Source organism: Cobetia sp. QF-1 (assembly GCF_002213105.1).
Lineage (GTDB): Bacteria > Pseudomonadota > Gammaproteobacteria > Pseudomonadales > Halomonadaceae > Cobetia > Cobetia crustatorum.
Window position 1 is genome coordinate 253,575 of record NZ_NBVS01000005.1, and the last position, 26,623, is coordinate 280,197.

A 26,623-nucleotide genomic window follows, 5' to 3' on the forward strand; every position below is an offset into this window, starting at 1 on the left:
CTTCTTGTCTTCTGGCATTCACCTCATTCCGCTGAAGGAAGAGGGGGAGTCAGTAGCGATGACTGCTCTACGGGAGCCGCAGGGACGGCACGAATACGGCCATTCTCGTCGAGTGCCACCATCACGTAACATGCCTCTGTCACCTTGGTTAGAGCGCGATGATTACGCTCCTGAGGTGGACGGATCCAGACCTCGACGGATAGGCGGATTGAACTACGCCCCACCTCGGCGACGTGAGTGAATACGTTGACGACCGAGCCAACACGCACCGGCGACAGGAAGTCGAGGCCTTCCACGGCGACGGTAGCAGTGCGGCCATTGGCGACTCGGCCGGCCGCCAGCTCACAGGCCTCATCCATACGATGCATCAACCAACCACCGCTAATATCGCCATAGAGATTGGTATCATGACGCTGGGCAATTAGCTTGAGCGTCAGGGTGCCATTGGGCGTTGGGGCGTCATCCAAAGCTTGCATGATGTGACTCGCTATCTTGTTGTTATGAAAATTATTGTGCTGGCAGTAATGGTTATAGCACTTGCGATGATGGCCCTTGTGCCACAGGCATGACATGTTCAAGGCGGTACTTGGCGTAATGGATCATCAGGCTCACAGGGTGAGCACTAGGGTTTATATCCTACTCTCCCTGACGAAGGGCTGTCAGGCTGCTTTTTGCACTGCAGCATAATGTCATCGGCCCTCAACGCAGCAAAGGCGGATACTCTTAGCTTGTACGTCATATATTAGACATCATCGATTAGATGATGTTCGTCAGGACGATTATTGCGTCCGGAGTGTCTCTGTATTTTTCATCACCCAGTCTGGGGATAGCCATGGTCATGTCATCAGCAGGTCACCCGCTGCAGCGTCTTTTGCGCTTTCTGCCCCCGGCGCGTTCCCCTTTACTGTGCCTGTTCTACGTGTGCTTCGCCGCGACAGTGACAGTGGTAAGGCCTGCTTCTGCCTCGGCTGTTCCGGAGTCCCCTTCTGTTCCAGTGTACCGGCCCGTGCCGGGTGTGGTTGGCAACTTGACGGCTGTCGGTTCCGATACCCTGTCTTCGCTAGTCACGCGCTGGGCATCGCAGCTGCATCGCTATCATCCCGGAGTGCGAGTGCAGTTACAGGCAGCAGGGTCTTCGACGGCGCCTCCGGCACTGGTTGCCGGCACGACACGCATTGGCTTGATGTCGCGACCCATGCGTGAACAGGAGCAGAGGGAATTCGAGCACAAGTATGGTTACCCGCCACTGGGGATTCCGGTCGCGTTGGATGCGATGGGTATCGTGGTGCATCGTGATAATCCACTAGAAAAAATTAGCCTGCGTCAGCTGGATTCCATTTTCTCAGCCACACATGCCTGTAACAGCAATCCGTCTCTTGAGTGGGGAGATCTTGGCCTGAGCGGGCAATGGGCGGCGCGGCAGATCAGTCCTTATGGGCGCAGTGCGACGTCTGGCACCTATGGCGCCTTCCGGCGTATTGCCTTGTGTGGCGGTGACTTCCGGCTTGATGTCAGTGAGCAACCGGGCTCGGCCTCCATCATTCAGGCAGTGGGTGCCACGCCTGGTGGCATCGGCTATGCCAGCTTCAGTACGGCCTCTCCGATGGTGAAGCAGCTACCGGTCAGTACAGAAGAGAGCCCGATGGCTATTTCACCTAGCCGTACAAGTATTCGCGATGGTCGCTATCCTCTGACGCGCGCGCTGTATATCTATGTCAATCGTGTTCCGGGTCAGCCACTGCCTACGCTTGAACAGGCCTTCCTGTCACTGATCATGTCGCGTCAGGGCCAGCAATCCATCTTGCGTGAAGGCTACGTTCCGCTACCGGAAAGCCAGCTTGATCACTGGCGCGCGCAACTGGGGCTGGATAACGTGCCCGCTAGTTGAGACGGTCATGTCATCTATTTGTCATCTTACGGACATAATCTTGCTGAAATCCTTGCTCACCGCCTTATCGGATGGGCCTCTTTTGAGTGCAATTTATCGCGTGGTACCTATTCATGTCGGCAGTTGATGCCTCACGAATGCAGCGTCGTCGCCTACGACGCGACCGTCTGGCCAGCCTATGGCTGACCGCGTCGGGTCTTGGCGTAATGGCAGTGGTCATCGTGATGCTCGGCTATCTGTTCAGTGTGTCATGGCCGTTGCTCATGCCGGCCAGCACTCGACCGATGACACCGCAAGGCATCACGGCCACTGTCGATGATGAGTCTCGACAGCTGGCTGACTTACTTGCTTTACCCACGACCTCGCCTATAGCTCGTGCTGCAGCAGCGCCGCTGATCGCGACCGGCTCCGAGCGGCTGGAGCTGGCCGGTATCTGGCTGGCGGATGGCCGGCTGCAGCCCGTACAGATTGATGACTCTGCAAAGATACCCACTGTGAAACGCCTTGCGACGCTCACTGTTCCCACAGGGCTATCGCGCTCGTCTACTCACTTGATGATCAATGATGATCAGCTGTGGATGAGTGCGTCTGAGTCTTCTGGCTCTCGCCTGTGGCTGGCACGGCTCTCGTTGAGCGACTCGGATGCTATCTGGCAGCAGCAATGGCTTGAGAAGGCTGGAGCACAGGCCAGCATGGCGGGGCGACTGCTGATCACGGCCGGTGAGCATGACTTCCAGCAGTGGCAGTTGGCAGGCGTCGCGAACGAACAAGGCCCGCTGGCACATATCATCAGTCGTGGTACTCATGTGCCTGCGCGCATTACGGCACTGCGTGTGTTGCGTGGCGGTGAGAGTCTGATTCTTGGCGATGACACCGGCGGCCTGACGCATTATCTGCAGCCTGGTCATGCGCTGCCGCTGGTCGCCGTGGGTACCTTCGATAGCGGACTGAACGCGCCCATCGTTGCGCTTTCAGCCGCCCACCGCAGTCTCGGTTTCGCCGCGCTCGATGCCACGGGGCGCCTGGGCCTCTATCAGGCGACTGCAGAACGCAAGCGTCTGGTGCAGGACTGGCTGACGGCGCAGACGGTTGCCGAGGGTGTAACACTGGCCTTCAGTCGCAATGATCACCAGCTGGTAGCGACAGGATCGACAGCAGCGGCAAAGCCCACAGAGACGACAGCACAGGCCCTTGTCATCGACGATCCGCATCCGGATGTCGGGTTATCCACGCTGCTTGGCAAGGTCTGGTATGAAGGGCGCCCGGCACCGGAGTGGATCTGGCAGATGGGTGATAGCAGTAGTGAGCCACGTCTGTCGCTGGTGCCTATCGTGTGGGGCACGCTCAAGGCCGCGCTGGTCGGCTTGCTGTTCGCTGTCCCGCTGGGTCTGGGCTGTGCGATCCATGTGTCCTGTTTCATGGCACCGCGTCAGCGGTCTCGCATCAAGCCATTGCTCGAAATGATGGAGGCATTGCCGACCGTCGTGATCGGCTTCATCGCCGCACTGGTGGTGGCACCGTTCGTCGAGCGCGAATTGATGGCCGTGTTGTTGGGGCTGGTATTGATCCCGCTGGGTACCATGGTGGCAGGCTTCGTGTGGACTCTCGCACCGCGTGACTGGCGAGTATTGTTGCCGGAAAACATGGCCGCTTTCGGGCTGCTCCCGCTGCTGGTACTGCTGCTATGGCTGGATATCACTATTGCTAACCATGTTGAGCATTGGTGGTTCGAAGGCGATATCAAGCAGTGGTTATTCAGTCATTACGGCATTGGTTATGCCCAGCGAAATACTCTGGTCACGGGCATGGCCTTGGGGCTGGCGGTGATGCCGACCCTGTTCACGCTGAGTGAAGATGCGCTGTCCTCCGTGCCCAGAGGACTTGCCGCAGGCTCTGCTGCACTGGGGGCGACCCCGTGGCAAAGTTTGCGCCGCGTGATCTTGCCTGCTGCCGCTGTTGGCGTGTGTTCTGCGCTGATGATCGGCATGGGGCGTGCGGTCGGTGAAACCATGATCGTGCTGATGGTGGCCGGCAATACACCGCTGGTCGATGCCAGCCTGTTTGAAGGGCTGCGCTCGCTGGCAGCTACTATCGCGATCGAGCTACCAGAAGCTGATGTCGGCAGTAGCCACTATCGACTGCTGTTTCTCGCGGCACTGGCATTGTTTCTGTTCACCTTCATCGTCAACACGTTCGCCGAAGTGCTGCGTCAGCGCTTTGCACCGCCCACGCGGGGAGGTTGGGGATGAGGCACGCGCACACGTCACGTACACCGTCGAAGACTTCCTTGTTACGCCCACCGGAGCACCTGTTGGCGCGGCTGTCCCGTTACTGGCGCGATGGCGGCCCCTGGGGCTGGCTGAATGCGATGGCCGTCAGTGTCTCGCTGTTGTTGATGATGGGATTGATCAGCCTGCTACTGGTCGGTTCATTGGGCCATTTCTGGCCCTCACGGCTCGTCGAGATAGCACTGCTTGAACCGATGACGCAGACGAGCGAAACAAGTGATGCCGATTCGGCAGCCATCGGCAACGGTCAGCATCTGCTCGGTGAGTTGATGCGAGAGGAGGTCCGTCATGTGCAGACGGCCAGCGGTACTTCCCGGCCTCGGCAATGGTGGTTGCTACAGACCTCTTCCGAGCAGAGCGCCGCCGCTAGTTGGCGATGGTTACCCAAGGACATGCTGAATGCGCTGACCTTTCCTGAGCAGGCGCTGGCGCTGGAATTGCGCGATGGCCGTGTGCTCTATGGCATGGCACAAGCACTGAGCGATCCCACGACAGGCGAGCTTGTCACCACCGATGTATCAGGTAGCGGCAAGCCATTGGCAGAAGATGCTACGCCATTGTTTGTACGCCTTGATGATATCGAGAGCCAGCGACGCAATCTGGCGGCGTTGCGCAGCCATGGTGAGCAACTGAGCAAGCAGCTGACGGCGCTCACGCAGCAGTACGCTGCTCGCCACGACAGCGGGACGGTAACGGCGGAATTTGAGGAAGAAATAAACGCAGCGCGCCAAGCACTCATCACACGAGAACAACAGCTCATGTCGTTGCGGGATGCGTTGACAGCAGGCCAGTTGCAACTTGCTGGTCGCGGCGGCCATGACGGACAGATCGCGCTGGAGGAGATCAAGCGTGCCTGGCAGCCCAATGCACTGGGCTTTGGTGGGCGGTTGTCGCTGACGCTGAACCGGTTCGCGGACTTCATCTCGGACACGCCCAATGATGGCGGCGAAGGAGCCTGGCCGGCGATCTTCGGCACCGTACTGATGGTGGTCTTGATGTCGGTAATCGTGATGCCCTTTGGCGTCATGGCGGCCCTTTATCTGCATGAGGTCGCGCATCAGGGACGGCTGACGCAGCTGACGAGGATTGCACTGCGTAATCTGGCGGGTGTGCCGTCGATCGTTTACGGCGTCTTCGGGCTCGGATTCTTCGTCTATGGCGTGGGAGCGGGGATAGATCGTCTGTTTTATGCTGATCAACTGCCGACGCCTACCTTCGGGACCGGCGGTATTCTCTGGGCATCACTGACGCTGTCGTTGCTGACGTTGCCGGTGGTGATCGTGGCAACGGAAGAAGGGTTGGCGCGTGTTCCTCGCCGTCTGCGCGAAGGAGCACTGGCACTGGGCGCGACACGCTTTGAAACCCTCTGGCGCGTGGTGTTGCCTGCCGCGTCGCCCGCGCTGATGACAGGGCTGATTCTGGCAGTGGCGCGCGCGGCGGGTGAGGTGGCGCCGTTGATGCTGGTCGGCGTGGTCAAGCTGGCCCCGGAACTGCCCGTCGATGATAGCTTCCCGTGGCTGCACCTCGACCGCAAGTTCATGCATCTTGGGCATCAGGTCTATGACCTGGCGTTTCAGAGCAGCGATGCCTTCAGCAATCGCCCGCTGGTCTACGCGACCGCACTGGTGCTGGTCGTCGTGATTCTGTGCCTCAATCTGAGTGCCATTCGCCTGCGACATCTGCTGGCACAACGCTACAAGGGAGCCACCGAATGAGCCGTGATGACGTGCTGATGCCCGCTGAGGATTCGTCGCGCAATGATTCGACGTACATTGACGCGGGCGATGTCTGTCTGGAAACGCGCGGCCTTTCTCTGGGCTATCACTCGCGGGGAGGGCGTCGTCAGAGCGCATTGGATGACATCAGTCTGTGTATTGAGCGCAAGCGCGTCACGGCTTTCATTGGCCCGTCGGGCTGTGGCAAATCGAGCCTGCTGCGGACGTTCAATCGCATGACGGACCTCGATGAGCAGTCACGCCTGACGGGCGAGGTCCGATTGGAAGGCGAAGACATTCATGCGCGTGGCGTTGATGTACCGATGCTGCGCCGCCGAGTGGGCATGGTGTTCCAGACGCCCAACCCCTTCCCGATGTCAGTCTATGAGAATGTCGCCTTCGGACTGCGCCTCGTTGGAGAACGCGACAAGCGCCATCTGGACGATAAGGTCGAGGCTTGTCTACGGGCCGCGGCGTTGTGGGATGAGGTGAAAGATCGTCTGTTCGACAGCGCGCTGGGCTTGTCGGGTGGCCAGCAGCAACGTTTGGTGATCGCCCGCACCCTCGCGGTAGAGCCCGAAGTGTTGTTGCTCGATGAGCCTGCTTCGGCACTGGACCCCATCTCGACCCTCAAGATCGAGGAGTTGATCCGCTCGCTGCGTTCACGCCTGACATTGGTCATCGTCACTCACAACATGCAGCAGGCTGCGCGCGTCTCTGATGCGACCGCCTTCCTGCACGATGGCCGACTGGTGGAATATGCGCCAACTGATCAGTTGTTCACCAATCCTCGTCGTCGCCAGACCGAGGACTACATCACGGGCCGCTTTGGATGAGGGAGGCTTGTGGCAGATCTGCTTGATGACAGTTTTATCTCACTGCAGTGCAACAAAACTGTCATCAAGCCTTGGCATGCTGAGAGGGAGCCATCTGCGCCAAGTCATGCTGCACGGCCCATACTTGTAATGTCATTCATGTCAGAGACCGCCTGCCTCGGCGGACGACTTCCCGGGAGAGGGTAATGGATATCACCAGCGATTCGCACGGCAAGCACATATCTCAGCAGTTCAATCACGAACTGGATGCGCTGAAGACACATCTGCTGGCCATGGGCGGTCTGGTAGAGAAGCAATTGCAGGATGCCGTCACCGCGCTGCTGGAAGGTGACAGTGAGTTGGCGACGCGTGTGCGTGACAATGACAAGGCCGTCAACGACATGCAGCTCAAGATCGATGACGAGTGCACTCGCGTATTGGCGCGCCGTCAGCCGGCGGCCTCCGACCTGCGCCTGGTGCTGGCTGTCATCCGCGCCACGTCTGATCTGGAGCGTATCGGTGATGAGTCGAGCAAGATTGCACGCAACGCCCTGTCGCTGGTCGAGAATGGCCAGAGTCCACGTGGCATGGTCGAGGTACGTCACCTCAGCCAGCATGTGCGCAGCATGGTGCGTGATGCGCTGACAGCCTTCGCGCGCTTTGATACGGATCTGGCCCTCAAGGTATTGCGTGAAGATGCCTCGGTCGATCAGGAATACCAGAGCGCGATGCGCTCGCTGATGACCTTCATGATGGAAGATGCCCGCCAGATCACGCCGGTGCTCAATGTGATGTGGATTCTGCGCGCGCTGGAGCGTATCGGGGATCACGCCGACAACCTTGCCGAATACGTCATCTTCCTGGTCAAGGGTGTGGATGTGCGTCATACCGATACCCACGACCTCAAGCCGCAGGATTTCGACAAGCGTTGAGCGACATCGTCAGTCCTGTAATTGCGCCTCACGCGTGAGATGACGATGGATCGCCACGGTGATGAGTCGTGACGTAAAACGCCCCGCAGCTGCTCTCACGAGTGCCTGCGGGGCGCTTGTCTCTGGCAGTCTCGCAGCTGCGCACTGCGGTCGGGAATGCTAGGGTGTGGCTCCGGCCGCCACAGGGCAGCCACTTCATTCGAGATGACGAGGACGTCGCATGATTGATGCCGTATCGGCGCTGGTCCGCGGGACCCGCATGGTCTATACCCCAGGGCTGCGTCGCTTCGTGTTCGTGCCGCTGGCGATCAACCTGGTGCTTTACAGCGTCACGCTGTGGCTGCTGTTCAGCCACTTTGGTGGCTGGATCGATTACTGGATGCTCAAGGTGCCTAGCTGGCTGGAATGGCTCAGCTGGTTGATCTGGCCAGTGTTGGTGTTGAGCCTGTTATTGGCCGTATTTTTCACCTTCAGTCTGGTGACCAATCTGATTGCTGCGCCCTTCTACGGCATTCTGGCCGAGAAGGTCGAGCACCGTCTTGATGGCACTCTGATCGAAGATGACCGTGGCTTGATGAAGATCGGCATTGATTCGCTGAAGCGTGAAATGGCCAAGCTGGGTTATTTCATTCCCCGCATGATCGCGCTGTTCATCATCGGCTTCATTCCGGGCCTGAATCTGATTTCGCCGCTGCTATGGGGCTTGTTCTCGGCCTGGAGCATGGCGATTCAGTACCTCGACTATCCGATGGACAATCATCAGGTCAGCTTCGGTGACATGAAGCAGCGCCTCAAGGCGCGCTGGTGGCCATCACTGACCTTCGGCGCGGTGGTCTTTGTCGTCACGTTGGTGCCGCTGGCCAATCTGCTGTTCATCCCCGGTGCCGTCGCTGCTGCCGTGTTGATGTGGCAGAGCCACTATCGTCAGTTGCCTGCGCCGGTGTGATAGCGGCTGGCAGGTGTGGTGACATGCAGTAATAAGTGCAGCGATAGATGAAAACAACAACGCCCCGTAGTGGCCTCATCATGAGGTGGCTACGGGGCGTTGTTGTTTTTGCAGGACAGGAGAGGGGTTTGCGAGCCCCTCATCTGGTATCCGGCGCACAGCGGCGTGATGCCGGGAAACGGCATCGGAAGCGTGCCCCTTCACCGGGATGGCTATCGATGTCCAGATGGCCCTGATGGCGGATCAGCACATGCTTGACGATGGCCAGTCCAAGGCCGGTACCGCCCGTGGCCGTGCTGCGGCCCTTGTCGATGCGATAGAAGCGTTCGGTCAGGCGCGGCAGGTGCACGGGGTCGATGCCATCACCGTCGTCTTCGACTTCCACCACCAGGTCGTCTGCGGTTGCATGCCAGCGCAGGGTGATATGACAGCCTTCTGGAGTGTAGCGTACGGCATTGAAGACCAGGTTCGAGATCGCGCTGCGCAGCTCCTGCTCCTCACCGCATAGTGACAATGTGGCATCTGCCTCCACTGAGAAGGTGTGGCGCCCTTGTGAGAGTCCCGCTGCATCTTCGCGGATCTGCTCCAGCAATGCTGGCATGTTGAGGCAATGCCCTTCGCCAGACAGCTCATCCGTCTCCAGCCGCGATAGGGTCAGCAGGTCTTCGACCAGATGCTGCATGCGATCGGTCTGGCTCTGCATCTGCCCAAGACCACGTTGCCAGCGCGGTGGCAAGTCGCTGGCATAGTCGCTGTAGGTTTCCAGATAGCCCGCCAGCACCGTCAGCGGTGTGCGTAGCTCATGCGAGACGTTGGCCACGAAATCGCGACGCATCTCTTCCAGTCGATAGAGACGCGTCACGTCACGTGCCATCACCAGCCGCTCATTATCGCCGAACAAGGTAATGGATACCTGAAGAATCAGGTTGTCCGACAGCGGTGACTGCAGTGTCAGCGGTTCGCGATAGTCGAGGCGATTGAAGTAATCGATGAAAGCGGGGTCGCGCAGATAGTTGGTGACGTGCTGGCCGCGATCATGACTGACCTTGAGGCCGATCAGCTGCTCTGCGGCGCTGTTCCACCACTCCATGTCACCGTGGTTATCCAGCATCACCAGGCCATCACGCATCGCCTCCGAGGATTCCTGAATACGGTTGAGGATACTGCGCAAGCGCTCCTGTGCCTTGCGCTGGCCCTTCTGGTAGCGATACAGGCGATCGAGCAGATCTCCCCATACGCCATCACCGGGCGGGGGTTCTTCGTGGGGATTGGTGATCAGCCAGTGATAGAGACTCTTGAGATGGCGAAGATGCACGAACAGATACAGCGCCAATCCCAGCGCCAGCCCCCAGCCGAGAAAGCCGAGCAAACCACCAATCAGTCCGAAGCCACCGGCCAGATAGCCGAGTCGCCATAGCTCGTTTGTCCAGTAGCGCATCCGCGCCTCAGGCCTGGGCGCTGAAGCGGTAGCCGGTACCACGCACGGTCTGAATCAGGTGCTGATGCCCTTCGCCCAGTGCCTTGCGCAGACGGCGGATATGCACATCCACGGTGCGTTCCTCGACATAGACATTGCCGCCCCAGACCTGATCCAACAACTGACTGCGCGTGTAGGCACGCTCCTGATGGGTCATGAAGAACTGCAGTAGCCGATATTCAGTCGGGCCGACTTCCAGCGAGCTGCCGTGTGCCGTGACGCGATGGCTGGCGGGATCAAGCATCAACCCTTCAACTTCCACTGCTTCTTCGATGCCCTTTGGGGTCGTGCGGCGTAGTACGGCCTTGAGACGAGCCACCAGCTCGCGCGGCGAGAAGGGTTTGGTGATGTAGTCGTCGGCGCCCGCTTCCAGACCCTGAATCTTGTTGTCTTCCTCGCCCTTGGCGGTCAACAGGATGATGGGCAGCTCGGCGGTGGTCTCGTCACGCTTGAGGCGGCGTGCCAACTCAAGTCCGCTGGTGCCTGGCATCATCCAGTCCAGCAGCAACAGGTCAGGCTTTTCATCGACCACGATGGCGTGGGCGTCCTGGGCATTATCAGCTTCCAGTACGCGGTAATCTGCCATTTCCAGTGCGACGGCGATCATCTCGCGTATGGAGGATTCGTCGTCGACAATCAGTACGGTCTTGGAGCTCATCGCTAAATCCCATGCAGCAGTCGGCGCAGGCGCCAGAATGACAAGTCGATGACGATTACACCCCGCTTATATGACAGTGGGATGACAGTGGCCAGCATGGCAGCTTGCAAGTCTGGCTGCCAGCAGGCCTCTCAACCGTGGTAAGCAAGGCGTACCGGGGGTTAGAGCGTCGGCCAGGTGGCCAGCACGATACCGACGAAGATCAACAATCCCGACCAATGATTATTGAGAAATGCCTGGAAGCACGGACCGCGTTCGCGCTCATGAATCAAGCACTGTTGCCAGACGAAGGTAGCTGCTGCTGCCGTCAGGCCCAGCCAGTAGAAGATTCCCAGCGCCAGGTGCAGGCCGATGCCAATCAGCACCGCCAGCATGCCCAGTTGCAGCAGGCCGATCATCAGCTTGTCGGCACGGCCAAACAGCACGGCGGTAGATTTGATCCCGACTTTGAGATCATCATTACGATCTACCATGGCGTACGCGGTGTCGTAGGCCACGGTCCACATCAGGTTGGCAGCGAATAGCCACCAGCCGTAGCTCGGTACGTCTTCCAGTGTGGCAGCGAAGGCCATCGGGATCGCCCAGCCGAAGGCCGCGCCCAGCACGACTTGCGGCAGATGATGGAAGCGCTTCATGAACGGATAGCTGGCCGCGAGCAGTACTGCGACGATGGACAGCAGCATGGTGGTCAGATTGGTGAAGCACACCAAAATGAAGGATGCCGCGACCAGCACACCGAACAGCGTCAGCGCCTCGCGTTCCGAGATGCGCCCTGAGGTCAGCGGTCGGTCGCGCGTACGCTCGACATGCTTGTCCCAGTGGCGGTCGGCGTAGTCGTTGATCACGCAGCCTGCCGCTCGCATCAGATAGACCCCTGCCATGAAGATCAGCAGGGTATTGCGCTGTGGCAGGCCATCAGCCGCCAGCCACAGTGCCCAGAGCGTCGGCCACATCAACAGCCAGGTACCGATCGGACGATCAAGGCGAGTCAAGGCGAGGTAGTCGGCCAGTCTGGATGGACGAGCAGCGGGCGAAGTGGATGAAGCGGACATCAGGACTCCTGGACGGACGATGCAGAGTGAAAGTGGGCGCGGAGCAAGACTTGTCAGAGGCCGAGAGCGGCTGCAAATTCCGGCGTGAAGCCTTCCTGTACCAGCACGCGGAAGCGTCCATGCGAGAACATCGAACGGCGCATCCACACGCTGCCGACAGTGGCCATGGCCTGCTGGCTCGAGAGGCGTAACGGCGCACGACTGACATCGATGGCGCTGCGCTCCAGGTCCGGCTGGCGGAATAGCCAATGCCCCAGAGAACGCTCACCGAGCGTCGAGAGACGGTGACCATGCGCGAGATCCAGCGCTGCCAACGAACGGGCAATCACCCACGGTGTGTTGCCGTGACACAGCGCGACCTCGCGGCGCCAGACATGTCGCCGGCCGCTGACTCCCAACAGGCGGGCTTCGTCACAGCGGGCTGGGCCGGTGTCTTGCAGCAATAGTCGCACACGCAGGCCGACACCATCGCTTGCCCGCATGGCGCTATCAAGGCGCTGGGTCAGCGAATCGCGCGAGGACAGCCATGGCCACCATCCCGTAGGCATCACGCCGTGCAAGCCTGCTGCCGGTTGCCAATGGCGACGTGGTGTAGAGACATTGCTCGCTATCGGCAGCTCTGTTGCGGATTGACCGCTGGCTGCCGCGAGGCGATTGAAGCGCGAACCGTCGTGCGCTGCCGATGGGAGTGGTGGCATGGAAACGGTAAGCGAAGGAGAGTGACAGACCACGATGAATTCCCTGTCAGGGTGACAAGGGGCGAGTCTAGCATGCTCGGACAAGCGCGCCGTCCTCATCATCTTGGCGGTACATCGGCAGCAGTCAGGCAGATCAACTCGGCTCAGCATGTGGCATGCCGAGGATAGTGGCAGGCTGGTATGCTGTGACTCCCTAGCCTTCAGATCGACTTCAGGAGACGGCACCATGCGCGACCCCCGCACCCTTGTCATCATTGGTACTGGCATGGCCGGTATCGGTCTGGCCCGTGCTTTGCGTGCCCGTGACGAGGACAGCCGGCTGATACTGATCAGTCAGGACAGCGGCCATGACTACTCCAAACCGCTATTGTCGACGGCTTTTGCCAAGGGGATGACGGCTGAAGCACTATCGCGACAGGCACCGGTCGCGCTGGTGGATGAGCTGAATGCAGAGCTACGCACTCATCAGCGCGTGACAGTCATCGATACAGCGAGCCGGCAGCTGTGGCTCGGGGAAGAATGTCTGCATTACGATGAATTGGTGCTGGCGGTCGGTGCCGCACCGCACCGGCCCTTTCCGGTTGAGGCTGCTGCCGCATCGCGCGTGATGAGCATCAATGACCTGGATGACTATGCCGCCTTCAGCGCCGCACTGACGACGGCTTGTGAGCAAGGCGAAGCGGGACATGTAGTGATTGTCGGCGCTGGCCTGGTGGGTTGTGAATATGCCAATGATCTGAGCGCTGCCGGGCACTCCGTCACGCTGGTGGCGCCGGAAGAGACACCGCTGGATGGTCTGTTGCCTCAGGCGCTCGGGCAGCGGCTGGGCAAGGCGTTGGACGGCATTGGTCTCAAGCGTCTGCAGGGTGAGATGGTCGAGTCGATCACGACGCATGCAGACGTTACTGCGCCGATCGCGGTTCACTTGCAGAGCGGTCAGCAGTTATCGGGCTCGCTGGTACTATTGGCCACTGGGCTCGCGCCGCGCATTCGCCTGGCGCAGGAAGCCGGCCTGAGCGCAGGCGGTGACGGCATCCGCGTTGATCGTCATCTGGCGACCTCGCAGCCTCATGTCTGGGCATTGGGTGACTGTGCGAGTGTCGAGGGCGTCAATGCCATGTACGTTCAGCCGCTGCAGATGGCTGCGCGTACCTTGGCTGCGAATCTGTGTGGCGAGAGAAGCGTGCTCGACTGGAAAGCCTGGCCGGTGCTGGTCAAGACACCTGCTCTGCCAGTGGTAGCTTACCCACCGCGCACGGCGGTGGCACGCTGGGAAATCAGTGGCGAAGGCGATGATCTGGAAGCGCGCGCACTGGATAAAAACGAACGCTTGATCGGATATGCATTGACAGGCGCCGCCGTACGCCGGAAAGTCGAGCTAGCGCGGCAAGCGCCGCCATTGTTAGGCTAGGGGCGTCATGGCCGATGGTCGCAAGCCCCTTGCTGTCAGCGCGGTCAGGCACGATAGTGAAGATTCCGCCAGAGAGAGTGCCGAGCGGACATCGTATGACGCGTTACTGTCGTAGGCCGTCATCCAGCGGAAAAGTTTACGGGTGACGAATCGTGTCAGAGCCATGCGTTATCGCTAGCAAGAGCAAGAACAACAATGAAATCGGCGGCTTAGCCGCCCGTGCATAATGCCAAACCAGGAGGGCTTTTCATGCGCAAGCCAGAACTCGCTGCGGCCATCGCCGAGCGTGCGGACCTGTCCAAGGACAAGGCTAGTCAGGTGCTGAACGTGATTCTCGACGAAATCACTCACACCGTCGCCAAGGGCAATGATGTATCACTGATCGGTTTCGGTTCATTTACCGTGCGCCAACGCGCGGCACGTACAGGCAAGAATCCCCAGACAGGCAAGCCGTTGACGATCCCCGCCAGCAAGACGGTGGCCTTCAAGCCAGGCAAGTCGCTGAAGGATGCGGTGACCAAGTAACGCTGGCACGCGGCGACGCGCCCTTGCTGAGAGTCATTGACGATGCCATCGGCTCCGCCTTGCGGGTCCGATGGCATTTTCATGTATTGCTCGGCGACCGCCAGTCGTTGACTCCCCTGTTGTTCAAGGAATGACGCCATGAAGCTCAAGATACTGCTCTGGGTACTGGGCCTGCTGCTCAAGCGGGCTTTCAAGCGTGACCCCGAGTTCCGGGCGCAACTGGAAGCGCGCTCGTTGGACTGGGGCGTCGCGACGGAGAATCTGAGTATTGCCCGCCACTATCGCATGTCAGAGGCCGGTATCACGTCAGCCCCCGGCCTGCCTGTGGATACGGATCTAGAGCTACGCTTCGCTGATAGCGACAGTGCGATTGCCTTCCTGCTCAAGCCATCGCCCCGCGCTTTCTTGCAAGGGCTGATTGATCAGCGTGTGCGATTGGTCGGTGACTCTGCTCAGCTCAATCGTTTGCAGTCACTGCTCAAACGCATTCGCTAGCGAGTGACCTGCGCGATGTGAAAGCCAAATAAAACGCCCCGCTGATCAAACCAGCGGGGCGTTTTTTGTCATGTGCAGAGCGGCTGGCTCACAATAGCTGCTTGAGCCCTGGAATGCCGTCGAGTACCTGATCAACCACACCATCGCCGGCTTCTTCGCGTGCATAGGTGAGAGTTTCATCGGCGACACCACGCGCTTGGTCCATGCTCAAATCCAGCCCCATCAGCTTCTGGCCCAGCGCCATGGCGCCACCACCGCCCGTGAAGGCACTGGCGGCCCCCATCAGGCCGCCCAGCAGGCCACCGCCATCGGAATCATCCTCTCCTGCACTGCCTATCAGGCCTTCAGCGCCCGGGATTGCATTCAGCAGTGATGCTGCCGGGCCATCGGGACCTTGTTCACGGATAAATTTGAGAATCGTGCCGATCGCCTGTTCGGCAATGTCCGGTGATAGACCAAGAGAGCCAGTGACGCGTTCGATAAGGGGATGCATTGAGAGTCTCCATGACAGTCAGTGAAGGTCGTTGGTGCCATGTCAGGGTGCCACGATTGATGGCGTGTGCCGCTCACGGGGCTACCAACGCAGTGGAGATCGAGCAGTGCTCGGACGCGGCTCGACAGGATGATATGCTAGCGATATAAATCTAAAGTCTAATGCGCGGCTCGGCGCTCTTGTCACGGAACACTTCATGACTCATTCCCTTTGGCACTCCCTTCTGCATTCGTTGCGTCGCTTATGGACGCTGGATGCCTTCAGTTACTCTCTGCGCATGCTGATCGCGTTGGGCGGTGTGATGGGGGTCGGTTTCTGGTTCGATGAGATGGCGCTGGTGATTCCGCTATTTCTCGGCGTGATTGCCTCGGGACTGGCTGAAACCGATGATCACTGGCGCGGCAGATTACGAGCACTAGGCATGACGCTGGCGTGTTTCAGCATTGCCTCAGTGTCGGTCGAGCTCCTGTTCGGCATGCCGGTACCCTTTGTGATCGGACTGGCGCTGGCGACCTTCTCGATGATCATGCTGGGCGCGGTGGATGCCCGTTATGGCGCCATTGCGCGGGCATCGCTGATTCTGGCTGTCTACACCATGATCAGCCTGGAGCAGCAGCACGGCGATGGCAGTATCGCCTTGCTGGAGCAGAGCTTGCCGTCATGGCTGCGCGAGCCGGGCCTTGGCATCAATCTGGTACAGCCGCTGCTGCTGGTGATCGGTGCGACCTGGTACGGCCTGTTGTCGGTGCTGTGGTGCGCGCTGTTTTCACGTCAACCACTCAAGCACAGCATGGCGATGCTTTATCGTGAGCTGGGCCGCTACCTGATTCTCAAGGCGCAATTATTCGAGCCGCTGCGCAATGTCGATCAATCCGCGCGTCGTCTGGCACTCGCCGAGCAGAACGGCCGCGTGGTCGTGGCGCTCAATCAGACCAAGGAAATGGTATTCCGGCGACTGGCCGGTCGGCGTGATACCACCAAGCTGGACCGCTATCTGCGGCTCTATTTCATTGCTCAAGATCTGCATGAGCGTGCCAGTTCCAGCCACTACCCCTACGGTCAGCTGACGGATGCCTTCTTCCATCACGACATCCTGTTCCGCTGTCAGCGGCTATTGGAGCAGCAGGGCCGTGCCTGCAAGGGGCTGGGGAAGGCACTACTGATGCGCCAGCCGTTTGATGCCAGCGACAGCCAGCAGGCATTGGAAGACCTCAATGCCTCTTTGAACTATCTCAAGCAACAGCAGCGACCGGAATGGCAGCACTTGATGCAGGCGCTGGAAGGACTGACCAGCAATCTTCGTCTGATTGAAGGGCAGATCGCGCGATTGAGTGATCTTGAAGCTGTGACACATGAGAGCGATAACAGCCTGTTTGATCGCTCTCCGAGTGGTGCCAAGGACATTGTCGAGCGCATTCGCAACCATCTGAATACGCGCTCCCCCATCTTTCGTCATGCATTGCGACTGACGGCCACGCTGGTTGCCGGTTATGGCGTACTGTTGGCCGTGCACCCGACACAGGGTTACTGGATTCTGCTGACCGGACTATTCGTGTGCCGTCCTAGCTACGGGGATACCCGCCGCACGTTGGCACAACGGATACTCGGTACCTTGGTCGGGCTGGTGGCAGGCTGGGCGTTGATCAGTCTGTTTCCCTCCCCCACCATGCAGGCCGGTATTGCGGTCGTTGCGGGGGTGCTGTTCTTTGCGACCCGTGGCACACGCTACACACTGGCGACGGCTGCCATCACCTTGATGGTACTCGCCTGCTTCAATCAGGTAGGGGATGGCTTCGATCTCATCTGGCCGCGACTGTTTGATACGCTGGTGGGAGGGCTGCTGGCGGGGCTTTCCGTCGTGCTGATTCTGCCGGATTGGCAAGGGCGCAAGCTCTATCGACAGGCTGGTATCAGCCTCAAGACCAGCGGCCGTTATCTGGGCGAGGTATTGTCGCAATACCGTCATGGCAAGCGCGATGACCTGGCCTATCGCCTGGCGCGGCGCAATGCTCATAACGCCGATGCTACCTTTTCCAATCTGCTGGCAACTGCCCGCAAGGAGCCAGGCCACTTCCGGCGCGATGTAGAGCCGGGCTTCGGGTTCCTGCTGCAAGCACACACGCTGCTGGGGTATCTATCTGCACTGGCGGCACATCGTGGCGAGTTGGAAGCGACGGCGGCCGCCAGTAGCGGGATCAAGACGCTATTGCATCATGGCGATCTTCTCAGCCAGCAGTTGACGGCGCTGGGCGAGCAGCTGGAAGCGGGAGAAGATGTGGTGCTGACGTTGGATAGTGAAGGTGAGGCGGATGCTCTGGATAGCGAGGCCGAGCAGATTGAAGCTGCCAGCGGACGTCAGGCCGCGGCACAGCTGGCCTTCATCCTGCGTCAGCTCAAGCCGTTGGAGGCAGCTGCCGAAGCATTGATCAAGTCCAGTCGCGCCAGCTGATACCTGTGTTGGCCACGCCGGTGGCTGAGCGAAAAAGAGGACTGATGGCGAAGGCCACAGTCCTCTTTTCGTTTAGATATGCACTTAAGCTGCGGCGTACTTAAACCGCACCGTATTGACCCGCCGCTTCGCCCAGCCAGCGGCGAATCAGTGGCTCAGCGGCCTGAGGTGCCTCATTCAGCAATGCATCTGCCAGCGTGGTCGTGATAGCGATCAGATCACTGTCACGTTCGAGGTCAGCGATCTTCATGTTGGCAAGGCCGGTCTGGCGGGTGCCGAGTACCTCGCCAGGCCCGCGCAGCTCGAGGTCTTTCTCGGCAATCTTGAAGCCGTCCGTTGTCTCACGCATCACGGCCAACCGCTGCTTCGAGTTCTGCGACAGCGGTGGATGGTAGAGCAGCACGCAGAAACTTTCGGTGCTGCCGCGCCCGACCCGTCCGCGTAGCTGGTGAAGCTGCGACAGGCCGAGCCGTTCAGGATTGTCGATCACCATCAGACTGGCATTGGGGACATCGACCCCGACCTCGATCACCGTGGTGGCGACGAGCAAATCGAGTACGCCATCCTTGAATTGCGCCATCACCTCGGCTTTCTCGGCGGCTTTCATGCGGCCATGGATCAGCCCGATGGACAGTTCAGAGAGTGCCGTCGTCAGCTCGTCACGCGTGACCTCGGCAGCCTGACAGGTCATCACCTCTGATTCCTCGATCAATGTGCATACCCAATACGCCTGACGACCTTCGGCACAGGCAGCGCGGATGCGCTCGATCACCTGTGGGCGCCTTGGGTCGGCCACCGCGACGGTCTGCACCGGAGTGCGCCCCGGCGGCAGCTCGTCGATCACCGATAGATCGAGGTCTGCATAGGCGCTCATCGCCAGCGTGCGCGGAATCGGCGTCGCGGTCATGATCAGCTGATGCGGTGTCAGGCCACCGGCTTCCCCCTTCTCGCGCAAGGCGAGACGCTGATGCACACCGAAACGGTGCTGCTCATCGACAATCGCCAATCCCAACCGCTGGAAAGTCACATCGGCCTGAAACAGTGCATGCGTGCCGACCACCATACGTGCACGGCCATCGGCAATCGCAGCCTTGGCATCCAGACGCGCTTTGCCCTTGAGCTTGCCCGCCAGCCACGCCACCTCGATGCCCAGTGGTTCAAGCCACTCGCGGAAGTTGCGATAGTGCTGCTCGGCCAGAATCTCGGTGGGTGCCATCAGTGCAGCCTGACAGCCACCGCCAATCGCGATCAGCGCTGCCATCGCGGCGACGACTGTCTTGCCTGAACCGACATCACCCTGTACCAGCCGCAGCATCGGGATCTCGCGCGCCAGATCACGCCGCACCTCATCGAGCACACGCCGCTGGGCGCCGGTCAGTGAGAAGGGTAGCTGGGCGAGAAAGCGTGCACTCAGGCCGCCCGTGGCAGTCAACGGCGGCGCGCCATCCTTCTGAATGCGTGCTCGCACCTGACGCAGGCTCAGCTGATGCGCAAGCAACTCTTCCTGTGCCAGGCGTCGCTGACTGGGATGCACGCCGTCGCTCATCTGATCGATGGGCGCATCCGGTGGCGGTTCATGCAGAAAGCGTAGGCACTCGATTACGCCCGGTAGACGGAAACGAGTGCGTAGCACTTCGGGAATCAGGTCCGGCAGGTCTTGCGGCGCCTCTTCCAGCTGCTTGAGTGCCTGTGCGATCAGTGCCCGCAAGCGTGCCTGATTGAGACCCTCTGTGGTGGGGTAGATGGGAGTGAGATGGTCTTCCACCGGTGCCGCACCCTGTCCGATCAGACGGTACTCCGGATGGTAGATCTCAAGCCCCGTCGCCCCCGCGCGCGCTTCACCGAAACAGCGCAGTGTGAAGCCACGCTGAAATTGCTGCTGTTGAGCGGGCGAGAAATGGAAGAAGCGTAGACTGAGAATGCCGCTGCCATCGCGCAGACGCACCAATAGGCTGCGCCTGCGTCCTGCAACGACATCACAGGCGGTCACCTCGCCTTCGACCACGGCTTCCATACCGCTCTTGAGTGTGCCGATGGGTGTGACACGTGTGCGGTCCTGATAGCGCAACGGTAGATGGAACAGCAAGTCCGCAACGCGCTCCAATGCCAGTCGCGACAGCTTCTCGCTCAGTGCCGGGCCCACGCCTGTGAGGCTATCCAGTGGCTGTGCCAGCGCCCCTTTGGCGAATACGCCGGCGCTGGCAGGCCCGGTATGCGTGGCATCCGTGCCTGCCTTACTCATATGGTTTCGATGCTCATACGGTGTCGTTGCTCGGAGCGGGAGATGTCTGCCCGTGCAGGCCATTCTCGTTACTGTGACGCGCGCGATTCTGGCACTCGGCGATCGATTGGCTGATCACGTCGATGGCCTTGGGGCGCGGGAAGCTGGCACGCCAGGCGAGCGCTACGCTGCGGCTGGGCGCGGGGTCCTTGAAGGGACGTGTTTCGAGCACGCCGGCCTCATAGTGGCCGGTACCGGTCGCGGAGTAGGGCAATACGGTAATACCAAGTCCGGAGGCTACCATGTGACGAATGGTCTCGAGTGAGCCGCCTTCGGCGATCAGGGTGTTCTCGGGATTGTTGATCTGGTGGCCGATGGCGGGGCAGGCTTCCAGAATCTGGTCGCGGAAGCAGTGGCCCTCGCCGAGCATCAGCAGGCGTTCGCTGATCAGCTGCTCCTTGGCGATGGACTCCTGTTCCAGCAGCGGATGACCTGACGGCAGCAGCACCTCGAAGGGTTCTTCATACAGCGTCTTGGTCAGTACGTCGGTTTCGGTGAACGGCAACGCGATGATGATCACGTCCAGCTCACCGTTTCTGAGCTTGCGCCGCAGATCACCGGTCATGCCTTCTTCGATGTAGAGCGGCATTTTCGGCGCGCGGCGCGTCAGTTCCGGTACCAGGTGCGGGAACAGGTAAGGTCCAATGGTATAGATGGCGCCGATGCGTAACGGGCTGGAGAGCTGATCTTTACCGGAGTTGGCCAATTCCTTGATCACGCTGGACTGTTCCAGCACGCGCTGGGCTTGCTGAACGATCTTCTCGCCGAGCGGCGTGACCTGTACGGTGGACTTGGAACGCTCGAACAGCGCGACTCCCAGCTCCTCTTCCAGCTTCTTGACGGCCACCGACAGGGTGGGTTGCGAGACAAAGCAGCGCTCTGCGGCGCGTCCGAAATGACGCTCCTGAGCCAAGGTTACGACGTAGCGGAGTTCTGTTAGAGTCATTATTCCTGCCCGGAACTGGCATCCTGGGATGCGGTGGGTACCGATTCGTTTTACCAAGGAGCATGGCAAAGGTGAAGAAGACGAGTCTCATCCTCGGTTGTGGCGATGTTGGCAGCGCGCTCGCACGTGAGCTGCTCAAGGCCGGTCAGCATGTCATCGGTGTCAGACGCGATGTGTCATCACTCGCTGATCTCGGCATTGAATCGCTGGCGCTCGACATCACTGCCGAAGGCGCACTGGCCAGCTTGCCAGATGCCGACACGGTGGTACATGTGTTGAGTGCCGACCGTTTCGACGAAGATGCTTATCGTGCCGCTTATGTCGACGGTATTCGTGCATTGGTCACGGAGCTCGAGTCGCGCGCCAATCCGCCGACACGTGTGCTTTTCGTGTCCTCAACGTCCGTCTATGCCCAGAAAGAGGGTGAAGAGGTCGATGAGCAATCCATTACCGACGCTACCAGTTTCTCTGGTCAGTTGATGCGTGAGGGTGAGCAGGTACTGCTCGACTCCTCGCTCAACGGCACCGTGGTGCGCTTCTCCGGCATCTACGGACCGGGCCGCGACATGCTGATTCGCCAAGCGCGTGATGGGCGTATTGCCGCCAGCAATCCCCCACTGTACTCCAACCGAATCCACCGCGACGACTGCGCCGGTGTACTGGCGCATCTGATTGCGCTGAGCCTGGCAGGCAAGCCGGTACAGCCTATCTATCTAGGCACCGACTGCGATAGCGCGCCGTTGCATGAAGTGATGGCGTGGCTGGCGCGTCAGCTCAAGGTCGAGTCGACTCAGGTCATCCAGTCGCCGCTGCGGCGGCGTTCCAGCAAGCGCTGTGGCAATGCCCAACTGCTTGCCAGTGGCTACACCTTCCGTTACCCGACCTACCGTGAGGGCTATGCCGAAGTGCTCAAGGAACATGGCGTGAATGTGGCCGACAGTGAGCTGTCCGGCGCCTGAGCAACTCTAGACGCTGACACATGACTTATCCACATGCGGTTGCCGCGCTCATGGCACGCACCGGGTGTGGATAAGTGGATGGGCCATTAATAGACAATGCCCGCCTCGGGACTCCGGGGCGGGCATTTCTGCTTCTACTGCATCATTTCTGCTGCATCGTCTCTGAAGTTCTCGTCATCAGTGGTTGATGGCGAGCGTCAGAGGATCAGTCACCGATGACCATCACGCCTTCTGCCTCGAAGGCCACGCCCTTGGGCAGTGCCTTGACGCCCACGGCGGCGCGCGCCGGGAACGGGGCGCTGAAGTACTCTTCCATCACCGCATTGACGCGTGCGAAGTCGTCGAGATCGGTCAGATAGAGGTTGAGCTTGACGATATCGCCCAGCGTGCCAGCCGCTTCTTCGCATACGGCGCGCAAGTTGGTGAACACCTGATGTGCCTGTGCCTCGATACCGCCTTCAACGACTTCCATCGTCTTCGGGTCCAGCGGAATCTGGCCGGACAGGTAGACGGTGTTGCCGGCCTTGATGGCCTGGGAATAGGGTCCGATCGCGGCCGGGGCCTTGTCGGTATTGATGATCGCGCGATTGCTCATGACATGCTCCTTGTGACTGTCCGGAAGCGCAGGGCGACCGGCAGTGAGTTGCGATTGTGTTTGTAAGGTATCGCCATCCTCGGCGATATCGGGTGTGAGCCCGAGATGTCCAGTCGCTGCTCTATGGCAGCTTTGGCATGGCGTCATGTTGTCTCTGCACAACAAGCGCCATGCCTTGAAAACAAAAGCCGCGCCGCCCGCACATGGCGGACGGCGCGGCCAGTCATTCGATCAGCTGATGACGCGGGTGATTCGCTCCACGTGCAACAGGTTACGCATGCGCTTGATGATGCGTGCCAAGTGAATACGATCGCGCACGGCCAGCGTCAGATTGACGATGGCGAGGTGTGCGTCACGCTCTTCGATACCGATACGTTCGATATTGGCTTCGGCATCGGTGACCATCTCGGCCAGCTCGGCAATCAGGCCACGCTGCGTCTGGGCTTCAATGCGCAGTGCCACGGTGAAGTCGCCTTCGACCTGCTCGGCCCACGCCAGCGGGAAGACCCGCTCAGGGTCGCCGGCCAGCTCGGCCAGGTTGCTGCATTCTTGACGATGAACCACCAGTCCCTTGCCAGCCGATAGATGACCCATGATGGGCTCACCGGGCAGTGGGTGGCAGCAGCGTGCATAGCTGGTCACCATGCTATCGCCGCCGCTGACTCGCATCGGGCCTGTACCATCGATCTCCGGATGGACGTTGCCATCCTTGGCCGAGAATTCCTGACGATTGACGTTCTGCGGCGCGCCGTCACTCAGTAGCTGCTGGGCGACGCTGTAGGCAGCACGCGTGCCAAGACCGATGGCCTCCAGCAGGTCGTCGCGTCCGCCCGTTAGCTCCAGCTCTGTTGCCAGTGCGTCAAGACGTTGTGTTGGCAGCTGTTCAAAGTTCAGCTCCAGTCCGGCCAGTGCCTTGATCAGCAGGCGTTGGCCCAGTGCCACGGATTCACTGCGCTGCTGATGCTTGAGGTAATGGCGAACGGCCGAGCGTGCCTTGGCGGTGGTGACGAAGTTGAGCCACGCCAGATTGGGCTTGGCGCCCGGTGCCGTGATCACCTCTACGGTCTGGCCGCTTTCCAGCGGTGACGACAGCGGTGCCAGATGACGGTCGATGCGACAGGCGATGCAGCTGTTACCGACATCGGTGTGCACGGCATAGGCAAAGTCGACGGCAGTCGCGCCACGCGGCAGCTCCATGATGTCGCCCTTGGGGGTGAACACATAGGTGTCGTCGGGGAAGAGGTCGTTCTTGACGTGCTCGATGAACTCCAGCGAGTTGCCCGCATGGCGTTGCATCTCCAGCAGTCCACGCACCCATTCTCGCGCACGGGCATGGCTGCCGGCCCCGATGGGACGATCCGTCTGGCCAGCCTTGTACAGCCAGTGCGCCGCGATGCCATTGTTGGCCATCGCTTCCATCTCACGGGTGCGAATCTGCACCTCAATGGGCATGCCGTTCATGCCGAACAACGTGGTATGCAGGCTCTGATAGCCATTGGCCTTGGGGATCGCGATGTAATCCTTGAAGCGCCCCGGCACCGGCTTGTAGAGGTTGTGCACCACGCCGAGAATGCGATAACAGCTGTCCACGTCATCGGTGATGATGCGGAAGCCGAACACATCCATCAGTTCATTGAAGGGTTTCTGTTGATCGCGCATCTTGCGATAGATGGAGAGCAGATGCTTCTGACGGCCAATGACTGAGCCGGGTAGCTGGTCCCGTTCCAGCGCATTTTGCAGGCTGGCCTGAATCTCGCGCATCAGCGTACGACGATTGCCGCGTGCGGCGGTGACGGCCCGCTTGATACGTTCGGAACGCATCGGATACAGCGCCTGGAAGGAGAGGTCTTCCAGCTCGACCCGAATGGTATTGATACCGAGGCGATTGGCGACCCGTGCGTAGATCTCGAGGGTCTCGCGTGCGATGCGACGTTTCTTCTCCGGACGCAAGGCCCCGAGCGTACGCATGTTATGCAGGCGGTCTGCCAGTTTGACGATGATGACGCGAATGTCCTGAGACATTGCCAACACCATCTTCTGGAAATTCTCGGCCTGGGCGACAGCCTTGTCTTCAAAGGTGATCTGCGTCAGCTTCGAAACACCATCGACAAGCGCAGCCACTGGCTCGCCAAATTGGGTTGCCAGTGCCTCGAAGGTGACACTGGTGTCTTCGATGACATCGTGCAGCATGGCCGCCATCAGGCTCTGATGGTCCATGTGCATATTGGCGAGAATGTTCGCCACCGCAAGCGGGTGGGTCACATAAGGTTCGCCGGAACGCCTGCGCTGGCCATCATGGGCCTGCTCGGCGTAATAGAAGGCGCGCCTAACCTGACGGATCTCTTCCTCGGGAAGATAACCGCCCAGGCGGTCTGCCAGGTCATCGATCGTGAACATTCAGCGCCCTTGGTTCGGGGGAATTCCGGGCCCGCACCTCAGGTCTGGCGTATGGCCACGTGAGAGGTGCGGATCAGCACACATGCAGGCAGCGGAATGAGCCTGGGCTCAGTCCTCGATCTGCGGCAGTACCGGCTTGCGCTGAATCGGCGCTTCAACCGGCTCGTTCAGGATGTCGCGGCTTACCAGACCAGCGGCCACTTCACGCAGGGCCAGGACGGTCGGCTTGTCGTTTTCCCACGGAAGCTGGGCATTGCGGCTGCCACGGGCCAGCTGGCGGGCACGACGGGTAGAGACCATTACCAGCTGAAAGCGGTTATCGACGTGTTCGAGGCAATCTTCAACAGTAACGCGAGCCATGGCGGAGTACCTGTAAATAGCGGGAGAATTCGAAAGATGCAGGCGTCGTGCGCAGCTGGATGCCAGCCAATCAGGGAGAGCGCGTAAGCGACGACTCTCCCATGTACCTGACAGTATCTTGCACACGACGCAATCACAATGCCGCTGCGCCAGCCCGCCAGGGGCGAGACAGCGCAGCGGCCAGTTGTTCTGAAAGGGAATCGAGTCTACTCGACGGCCTTGTGGCGTGACAAGTACGGCGCGATATCGCAGCGTGTCGGCGCTTTATGCGGCGCCACCGCTCACGTTGCGTGCACAATGCGCCTGCAGCGATAGTCCATGCACGGGGCTTTCATTCCGCCAGTAGCGACGCGAGCAGTGCTGTCTGCTCGCGTTGAACGCGCGTGAGACGGGCACGCTCAGCAGTAACCAAACCGCAGAGTTCATCGAGAGCTACGTCGAAGTCGTCGTTGATGATGATCAGACCGTACTCATCATAATGTGACATCTCACTGACAGCATCGCGCATACGGCGATCAATGATGTCGGCGCCATCAGTGCCACGACCGGATAGACGTTCAAGCAGCGCTTCACGTGACGGCGGGAGGATGAAGATGGAAACCGCTTCCGGCACTTGGTTGCGTACCTGCTGAGCACCCTGCCAATCGATTTCCAGAATCACGTCTTCGCCTGCGGCCAGACGTGCCTCCACGGCGGAGCGAGAGGTGCCATAGAAGTTGTCGAAGACCTGGGCGTGCTCGAAGAAGTCGCCCTGTTCGATCATGGTCTTGAAGTGATCGACGTCTACGAAGTGGTAGTTGACGGTGTTCTGCTCACCCGGACGCTGAGCGCGAGTAGTGTGCGAGACGGATACGCCGATGCCGTCCATGCGCTCCAGCAATGCCTTGACCAGCGTGGTCTTGCCGGCACCGGAGGGCGCGGAAATGATGTAGAGCGTGCCACGCGCGGTGCTGGCCACAGAGGAGAGTGCTGATGATGTCGAAGACATGGAAGAGATCCGCTTGCTGTCGCTGAATCGGCGCATTATCGCATAATCTGTACCGCTTCTGCTGCACACGACAGCGGTGTGAGTCCGTGGTAGAACCCGCGGCAAGAGAGGGTGTTGCACCGTGGGCACCAGAGTTGTCGTTGCATGGTGGCTGTGTCGATGCCACGTTATCTGCAACAATGGTCGTATACTTTAGTGAATACGCAGCGACCCGAGAGCAGGAATCCCAAGAGATTTCACTCCCGAGCATGCCAT

23 protein-coding genes are annotated in these 26,623 nt (G+C 59.9%); 11 read left to right on the top strand and 12 right to left on the bottom strand.

The features are described from left to right. Positions 1–23: 23 nt before the first annotated feature. A complete protein-coding gene (locus tag CFN46_RS11635) occupies positions 24–476 on the bottom strand; it encodes an acyl-CoA thioesterase (RefSeq protein WP_024953347.1) in 453 nt (150 codons plus the stop codon). 530 nt (positions 477–1,006) lie between these two features. Between CFN46_RS11635 and CFN46_RS11640 the strand changes: the two genes are divergently transcribed. The 6 genes from CFN46_RS11640 to cysZ all read left to right on the top strand — a co-directional run bounded on the left by CFN46_RS11640 (position 1,007) and on the right by cysZ (position 8,584). Beyond that, positions 1,007–1,888, top strand: a complete 882-nt coding sequence (locus CFN46_RS11640; RefSeq protein ID WP_176426467.1) for a PstS family phosphate ABC transporter substrate-binding protein — start codon at positions 1,007–1,009, stop codon at positions 1,886–1,888. Positions 1,889–2,001: 113 nt separating this feature from the next. Further along, entirely contained in the window at positions 2,002–4,137 is a 2,136-nt protein-coding gene (locus tag CFN46_RS11645) for an ABC transporter permease subunit (RefSeq protein WP_088743609.1), read from the top strand. Continuing rightward, positions 4,134–5,891 (top strand): phosphate ABC transporter permease PstA, encoded by a 1,758-nt coding sequence (pstA, locus tag CFN46_RS11650; RefSeq protein ID WP_088743610.1) that lies wholly within the window; start codon positions 4,134–4,136, stop codon positions 5,889–5,891. Before CFN46_RS11645 ends, pstA begins: the two co-directional genes overlap by 4 nt. Next, positions 5,888–6,727 carry a phosphate ABC transporter ATP-binding protein PstB gene (gene pstB / locus CFN46_RS11655; protein WP_084488202.1) on the top strand — a complete coding sequence of 280 codons (840 nt, stop codon included), beginning with the start codon at positions 5,888–5,890 and terminating at the stop codon, positions 6,725–6,727. The genes pstA and pstB overlap by 4 nt, the downstream gene beginning before the upstream one ends. 185 nt (positions 6,728–6,912) lie before the next feature. Continuing rightward, complete coding sequence (phoU, locus tag CFN46_RS11660) at positions 6,913–7,638, top strand: phosphate signaling complex protein PhoU (protein ID WP_088743611.1); 726 nt, start codon at positions 6,913–6,915, stop codon at positions 7,636–7,638. Between the two features lie 220 nt (positions 7,639–7,858). Then, positions 7,859–8,584 carry a sulfate transporter CysZ gene (gene cysZ / locus CFN46_RS11665; RefSeq protein WP_024952849.1) on the top strand — a complete coding sequence of 242 codons (726 nt, stop codon included), beginning with the start codon at positions 7,859–7,861 and terminating at the stop codon, positions 8,582–8,584. Positions 8,585–8,723: 139 nt separating this feature from the next. Here the strand turns inward: cysZ and phoR are convergent, their stop codons facing one another. The 4 genes from phoR to CFN46_RS11685 all read right to left on the bottom strand — a co-directional run bounded on the left by phoR (position 8,724) and on the right by CFN46_RS11685 (position 12,553). Continuing rightward, positions 8,724–10,022 (bottom strand): phosphate regulon sensor histidine kinase PhoR, encoded by a 1,299-nt coding sequence (gene phoR / locus CFN46_RS11670; protein ID WP_088743612.1) that lies wholly within the window; start codon positions 10,020–10,022, stop codon positions 8,724–8,726. A 7-nt stretch (positions 10,023–10,029) separates the two neighbouring features. Continuing rightward, positions 10,030–10,719 carry a phosphate regulon transcriptional regulator PhoB gene (phoB, locus tag CFN46_RS11675; protein WP_024952847.1) on the bottom strand — a complete coding sequence of 230 codons (690 nt, stop codon included), beginning with the start codon at positions 10,717–10,719 and terminating at the stop codon, positions 10,030–10,032. A 161-nt stretch (positions 10,720–10,880) separates the two neighbouring features. Continuing rightward, positions 10,881–11,771, bottom strand: coding sequence for a 4-hydroxybenzoate octaprenyltransferase (ubiA, locus tag CFN46_RS11680; protein WP_088743613.1), 891 nt, complete (start codon positions 11,769–11,771; stop codon positions 10,881–10,883). A gap of 53 nt (positions 11,772–11,824) precedes the next feature. After that, the gene (locus CFN46_RS11685; RefSeq protein ID WP_254918480.1) at positions 11,825–12,553 is read right to left on the bottom strand and encodes a chorismate lyase; all 729 of its coding nucleotides are present in this window, start codon (positions 12,551–12,553) and stop codon (positions 11,825–11,827) included. A gap of 142 nt (positions 12,554–12,695) precedes the next feature. On the opposite strand from CFN46_RS11685, the gene CFN46_RS11690 reads away from it, so the two are divergent. The 3 genes from CFN46_RS11690 to CFN46_RS11700 all read left to right on the top strand — a co-directional run bounded on the left by CFN46_RS11690 (position 12,696) and on the right by CFN46_RS11700 (position 14,900). Next, a complete protein-coding gene (locus tag CFN46_RS11690; protein ID WP_024952844.1) occupies positions 12,696–13,880 on the top strand; it encodes an NAD(P)/FAD-dependent oxidoreductase in 1,185 nt (394 codons plus the stop codon). Between the two features lie 249 nt (positions 13,881–14,129). Then, entirely contained in the window at positions 14,130–14,405 is a 276-nt protein-coding gene (locus CFN46_RS11695; protein WP_024952843.1) for an HU family DNA-binding protein, read from the top strand. A gap of 138 nt (positions 14,406–14,543) precedes the next feature. Next, positions 14,544–14,900 carry a hypothetical protein gene (locus CFN46_RS11700; RefSeq protein ID WP_024952842.1) on the top strand — a complete coding sequence of 119 codons (357 nt, stop codon included), beginning with the start codon at positions 14,544–14,546 and terminating at the stop codon, positions 14,898–14,900. A gap of 88 nt (positions 14,901–14,988) precedes the next feature. Here CFN46_RS11700 and CFN46_RS11705 read toward each other — a convergent pair whose 3' ends face one another. Next, the gene (locus tag CFN46_RS11705) at positions 14,989–15,393 is read right to left on the bottom strand and encodes a DUF2780 domain-containing protein (RefSeq protein ID WP_088743614.1); all 405 of its coding nucleotides are present in this window, start codon (positions 15,391–15,393) and stop codon (positions 14,989–14,991) included. Positions 15,394–15,589: 196 nt separating this feature from the next. Here CFN46_RS11705 and yccS point away from each other — a divergent pair, with 196 nt between their 5' ends. After that, the gene (gene yccS / locus CFN46_RS11710; protein ID WP_024952840.1) at positions 15,590–17,842 is read left to right on the top strand and encodes a YccS family putative transporter; all 2,253 of its coding nucleotides are present in this window, start codon (positions 15,590–15,592) and stop codon (positions 17,840–17,842) included. Positions 17,843–17,942: 100 nt separating this feature from the next. On the opposite strand, the gene recG is transcribed toward yccS, so the two are convergent. Beyond that, complete coding sequence (recG, locus tag CFN46_RS11715; protein WP_088743615.1) at positions 17,943–20,084, bottom strand: ATP-dependent DNA helicase RecG; 2,142 nt, start codon at positions 20,082–20,084, stop codon at positions 17,943–17,945. A 13-nt stretch (positions 20,085–20,097) separates the two neighbouring features. Beyond that, positions 20,098–21,069 (bottom strand): hydrogen peroxide-inducible genes activator, encoded by a 972-nt coding sequence (locus CFN46_RS11720; RefSeq protein WP_024952838.1) that lies wholly within the window; start codon positions 21,067–21,069, stop codon positions 20,098–20,100. A 71-nt stretch (positions 21,070–21,140) separates the two neighbouring features. Between CFN46_RS11720 and CFN46_RS11725 the strand changes: the two genes are divergently transcribed. Then, positions 21,141–22,028, top strand: a complete 888-nt coding sequence (locus tag CFN46_RS11725; protein WP_024952837.1) for an NAD(P)H-binding protein — start codon at positions 21,141–21,143, stop codon at positions 22,026–22,028. 205 nt (positions 22,029–22,233) lie between these two features. On the opposite strand, the gene CFN46_RS11730 is transcribed toward CFN46_RS11725, so the two are convergent. The 4 genes from CFN46_RS11730 to gmk all read right to left on the bottom strand — a co-directional run bounded on the left by CFN46_RS11730 (position 22,234) and on the right by gmk (position 26,368). After that, positions 22,234–22,623, bottom strand: a complete 390-nt coding sequence (locus tag CFN46_RS11730) for a RidA family protein (protein ID WP_024952836.1) — start codon at positions 22,621–22,623, stop codon at positions 22,234–22,236. 231 nt (positions 22,624–22,854) lie between these two features. Further along, entirely contained in the window at positions 22,855–25,020 is a 2,166-nt protein-coding gene (locus tag CFN46_RS11735) for a bifunctional (p)ppGpp synthetase/guanosine-3',5'-bis(diphosphate) 3'-pyrophosphohydrolase (RefSeq protein ID WP_024952835.1), read from the bottom strand. 108 nt (positions 25,021–25,128) lie between these two features. Continuing rightward, entirely contained in the window at positions 25,129–25,380 is a 252-nt protein-coding gene (rpoZ, locus tag CFN46_RS11740; protein WP_024952834.1) for a DNA-directed RNA polymerase subunit omega, read from the bottom strand. A gap of 331 nt (positions 25,381–25,711) precedes the next feature. Then, on the bottom strand, positions 25,712–26,368 hold the full coding sequence (gene gmk / locus CFN46_RS11745) for a guanylate kinase (RefSeq protein WP_088743655.1): 657 nt from the start codon (positions 26,366–26,368) through the stop codon (positions 25,712–25,714). Positions 26,369–26,623: the final 255 nt, after the last annotated feature.

Excerpts from the sequence above, each read along its gene's own strand:
- CFN46_RS11635 (WP_024953347.1), bottom strand. The coding sequence starts at position 476 with ATGCAAGCTTTGGATGACGCCCCAACGCCCAATGGCACCCTGACGCTC.
- CFN46_RS11645 (WP_088743609.1), top strand. The coding sequence starts at position 2,002 with ATGTCGGCAGTTGATGCCTCACGAATGCAGCGTCGTCGCCTACGACGC.
- pstA (WP_088743610.1), top strand. The coding sequence starts at position 4,134 with ATGAGGCACGCGCACACGTCACGTACACCGTCGAAGACTTCCTTGTTA.
- pstB (WP_084488202.1), top strand. The coding sequence starts at position 5,888 with ATGAGCCGTGATGACGTGCTGATGCCCGCTGAGGATTCGTCGCGCAAT.
- phoU (WP_088743611.1), top strand. The coding sequence starts at position 6,913 with ATGGATATCACCAGCGATTCGCACGGCAAGCACATATCTCAGCAGTTC.
- cysZ (WP_024952849.1), top strand. The coding sequence starts at position 7,859 with ATGATTGATGCCGTATCGGCGCTGGTCCGCGGGACCCGCATGGTCTAT.
- phoR (WP_088743612.1), bottom strand. The coding sequence starts at position 10,022 with ATGCGCTACTGGACAAACGAGCTATGGCGACTCGGCTATCTGGCCGGT.
- phoB (WP_024952847.1), bottom strand. The coding sequence starts at position 10,719 with ATGAGCTCCAAGACCGTACTGATTGTCGACGACGAATCCTCCATACGC.
- ubiA (WP_088743613.1), bottom strand. The coding sequence starts at position 11,771 with ATGTCCGCTTCATCCACTTCGCCCGCTGCTCGTCCATCCAGACTGGCC.
- CFN46_RS11690 (WP_024952844.1), top strand. The coding sequence starts at position 12,696 with ATGCGCGACCCCCGCACCCTTGTCATCATTGGTACTGGCATGGCCGGT.
- CFN46_RS11695 (WP_024952843.1), top strand. The coding sequence starts at position 14,130 with ATGCGCAAGCCAGAACTCGCTGCGGCCATCGCCGAGCGTGCGGACCTG.
- CFN46_RS11700 (WP_024952842.1), top strand. The coding sequence starts at position 14,544 with ATGAAGCTCAAGATACTGCTCTGGGTACTGGGCCTGCTGCTCAAGCGG.
- CFN46_RS11705 (WP_088743614.1), bottom strand. The coding sequence starts at position 15,393 with ATGCATCCCCTTATCGAACGCGTCACTGGCTCTCTTGGTCTATCACCG.
- yccS (WP_024952840.1), top strand. The coding sequence starts at position 15,590 with ATGACTCATTCCCTTTGGCACTCCCTTCTGCATTCGTTGCGTCGCTTA.
- recG (WP_088743615.1), bottom strand. The coding sequence starts at position 20,084 with ATGAGTAAGGCAGGCACGGATGCCACGCATACCGGGCCTGCCAGCGCC.
- CFN46_RS11720 (WP_024952838.1), bottom strand. The coding sequence starts at position 21,069 with ATGACTCTAACAGAACTCCGCTACGTCGTAACCTTGGCTCAGGAGCGT.
- CFN46_RS11730 (WP_024952836.1), bottom strand. The coding sequence starts at position 22,623 with ATGAGCAATCGCGCGATCATCAATACCGACAAGGCCCCGGCCGCGATC.
- CFN46_RS11735 (WP_024952835.1), bottom strand. The coding sequence starts at position 25,020 with ATGTTCACGATCGATGACCTGGCAGACCGCCTGGGCGGTTATCTTCCC.
- rpoZ (WP_024952834.1), bottom strand. The coding sequence starts at position 25,380 with ATGGCTCGCGTTACTGTTGAAGATTGCCTCGAACACGTCGATAACCGC.
- gmk (WP_088743655.1), bottom strand. The coding sequence starts at position 26,368 with ATGTCTTCGACATCATCAGCACTCTCCTCTGTGGCCAGCACCGCGCGT.